This is a genomic window from uncultured Romboutsia sp. (genome assembly GCF_958366745.1).
Lineage (GTDB): Bacteria > Bacillota > Clostridia > Peptostreptococcales > Peptostreptococcaceae > Romboutsia > Romboutsia timonensis.
Genome location: NZ_CATXCO010000251.1, coordinates 1 through 3,276, shown reverse-complemented (window position 1 = coordinate 3,276; position 3,276 = coordinate 1). Strand labels below are relative to the sequence as shown.

Annotated in this window: 3 protein-coding genes; all 3 read left to right on the top strand. The window is 27.4% G+C overall.

The features are described 5' to 3' along the window. Nucleotides 1-870, top strand: an 870-nt coding sequence (locus Q5F54_RS12225; RefSeq protein WP_302334516.1) for a sensor histidine kinase, incomplete at its 5' end; no start/stop codon positions are given. A gap of 10 nt (nt 871-880) precedes the next feature. After that, nucleotides 881-1,630: a LytTR family DNA-binding domain-containing protein gene (locus Q5F54_RS12220; RefSeq protein WP_281538502.1), complete on the top strand. Its 750-nt coding sequence runs from the start codon at nt 881-883 to the stop codon at nt 1,628-1,630. A 120-nt stretch (nt 1,631-1,750) separates the two neighbouring features. Further along, nucleotides 1,751-3,187 carry a carbon starvation protein A gene (locus Q5F54_RS12215; RefSeq protein WP_281538501.1) on the top strand — a complete coding sequence of 479 codons (1,437 nt, stop codon included), beginning with the start codon at nt 1,751-1,753 and terminating at the stop codon, nt 3,185-3,187. Nucleotides 3,188-3,276: the final 89 nt, after the last annotated feature.

Sequence of the window (3,276 nt, the reverse complement as noted above, 5' to 3'; positions counted from 1 at the left end):
GCTCCTTATACAGAAATTAGTAATATAACTAAATGCTCAATAAAAGAAAATAAAATTTTAAATATACAAGTAAAAAAAGAGGAAAGTTCAATAAGTGAAAAAGCAGATTTAAAGACTGCTATGATAATACCATTAACAGATTCTCAAGGTGTAGTTGGTACATTGAAGATTTACTATGCAAAGAAATATGATATGAGTCATTCTAAAAAATCTTTAGCTATAGGTTTATCACAAATTATTTCAACACTTATGGAAATATCAAAAATAGAAAAGATAGAAAATGAAAGGAAAAAATCAGAGATAAAAGCTTTACAAAGACAAATTAATCCACATTTTTTATTTAATGCATTAAATACTATAACTTCATTTATTAGAATTAATCCAGATAAAGCAAGAAAGCTTATTATAAATTTATCTACTTATATGAGATACAATCTGGAAGTAAATGATAACTTAATAGATATAAATAAAGAATTAGAGCAAGTAAAAGCATATGTAGAAATAGAAAAAGCAAGGTTTGGAGATAAACTTACAGTTTTATATGATATAGATGAAAATATAGAAGCAAAGATTCCAAGTCTTACAATACAGCCACTTGTTGAAAATGCGATCATACATGGAATAAGAAAAAATGGTGGTTGTGGAACTGTAGTTATTGGAGTAAAGAAAGAAGATGGATATACCAGAGTATGGGTAGAAAATGATGGTATAGCTATAGATCTTGATGTGATAAAAAAGGTATATAGTGGAGAAATGCCAGATAATAAAATTGGACTTTATAACGTTCATTTAAGATTAAAATTAATATATGGACAAGGTTTAAATATATATAGATTAGACCCTGGAACTAAAATGGAATTTTATATATAGAGGAGATATTATGAAAGCAATTATAGTAGAGGATGAATTTCCAGCTAGAGAAGAATTAAAATATTTTATAAAAAATTTTAGTAAAATAGAGATATTAAATGAGTTTGACAATGGAGTAGAAGTATTAAAATTTATACAAGAAAATATAGTTGATGTAATATTTTTAGACATAAATATTCCTTTATTAGAGGGTATGCTGCTTGCAAGAACTATAAATAATTTCAAATTTAAACCTAAGATAGTATTTATAACAGCATATAAAGAACATGCAGTAGATGCATTTGAGTTAGAAGCGTTTGATTATATATTAAAGCCTTATTCTGATGATAGGATAATATCTATGTTAAATAAACTAGAAAAAAGCTACTCTAGTAATATAAGTATAGATAACAAGTTAGAAGAAGAAAAAAAGTTTGTTCAAAAATCAAAAGCTTCAAGTATTAGTTTATGGAAAAATGATAAGTTAAGAGTAGTAAATATAAAAGATATATATTACTGTGAAGCTAGAGAAAGAGAAACTATAGTATATACAAAAGATAGTGAATATATCGTAAAAGAATCTATAAAAGAATTTGAAAAAAATTTAGATACAAACCTATTTTTTAAAACACACAGGTCTTATATAGTAAATGTATCTAAGATAAATGAAATAATACCTTGGTTTAATAATACGTATAAATTAAAGTTAGATGATATAAATTCAGAAATACCTGTTAGTAGAAGTAAAATTAAAGATTTTAGAATAATTATGAACATATAAATGCATTTAATGTAGTAAATAATGCATTTCATGTAAAAAAACTAAATTAAACACAAAATATAATGTATCATACTAAATGAAATAATAATTGATACTTAAATTAATAAAGGAGAAGACGGTATGATAACATTTATATCTTGTTTAGCAATTTTAATAATTGGCTACTTTGTTTATGGAACATACGTAGATAAAAACGCAAAGTTAAGCGATGACAATCAAACACCAGCAGTTAGATTAGAAGATGGTGTTGACTATATGCCAATGCCTTGGTATAAAGTATTTTTAATACAATTCTTAAATATAGCAGGTACAGGACCTATATTCGGTGCTATAATGGGAGCATTATTTGGACCAGTAGCATTTTTATGGATAACATTTGGTACTATATTTGCAGGTGGAGTACATGATTACTTATCAGGTGTTATATCTATGAAACATGATGGTACTTCTGTTTCTGAAATAGTTGGTATATACTTAGGCGATGGAATGAAAAAGGTAATGAGAGTATTCTCTGTTATACTATTAATATTAGTTGGTACAGTTTTCGTTACATCTCCGGCAGGATTATTAACATCTATGACAGGAATTGATAAAAATATATGGGTAGTTTTAATAATAATATACTACATAGTTGCTACAGTTTTACCAGTAGATAAGGTTATAGGTAAAATATATCCAATATTTGGTGCATCTTTATTATTTATGGCAATAGGTTTAGCAGGAGCTATGATAATAGGACACTTTAATGGAAGTATGGTAATGCCTGAAATGACATTACAAAACTTACATCCAAGTGGATTATCTATATTCCCATTCTTATTTACAACTATAGCTTGTGGAGCTTTATCAGGATTCCACTCTACACAATCACCTATGATGGCAAGATGTATAAATAGAGAGAGTGAAAGTAAAAGAGTATTCTATGGAGCAATGGTTGTAGAAGGTATAGTGGCTTTAATATGGTGTGCAGTTACAATAGCATTCTTTGGAGAAAGTGGAGTTATACAATCGGCTCTTGATAGCTTCGGAGGTCAATCAGGAGTTGTAAGTCATATATCTAAAGAGTTATTAGGTCCAATAGGTGCAGTTCTTGCAGTACTTGGTGTTGTTGCTTGTCCTATAACAAGTGGAGATACAGCATTTAGAAGTGCAAGACTTACAATAGCTGATGCTTTCAATATAAAGCAAGACGGATTATTAAGCAGATTTAAATTAGCAATACCACTATTTGCAGTTTGTGTATTCTTAACTACTATAGATTTCAATATAATATGGAGATACTTTGCTTGGTCTAACCAAACATTAGCTACTATATTCTTATGGACAGCGACAGTATACTTAATAAAAAATGAAGCTAATTACTGGATATCTTTAATACCGGCAACATTTATGAGTTCTGTATGTGTATCTTATATATTACAAGCACCAGAAGGATTTAGATTAAATGCTATGTTCTCTAATGGAGTAGGTGTAGTTGCTGCAATAGTATTATTTGTATTATTTATGTTAAATAAAAATAAATTTGTGAAAAACAAAGATTCTAAAAATATAGCTTAATAAAATAAAAAAGATAAACCAATTAGGGTTTATCTTTTTTTACGCTTAAGGATATTATAATATTTAAAAAAATGTGGATAACTTCTGAA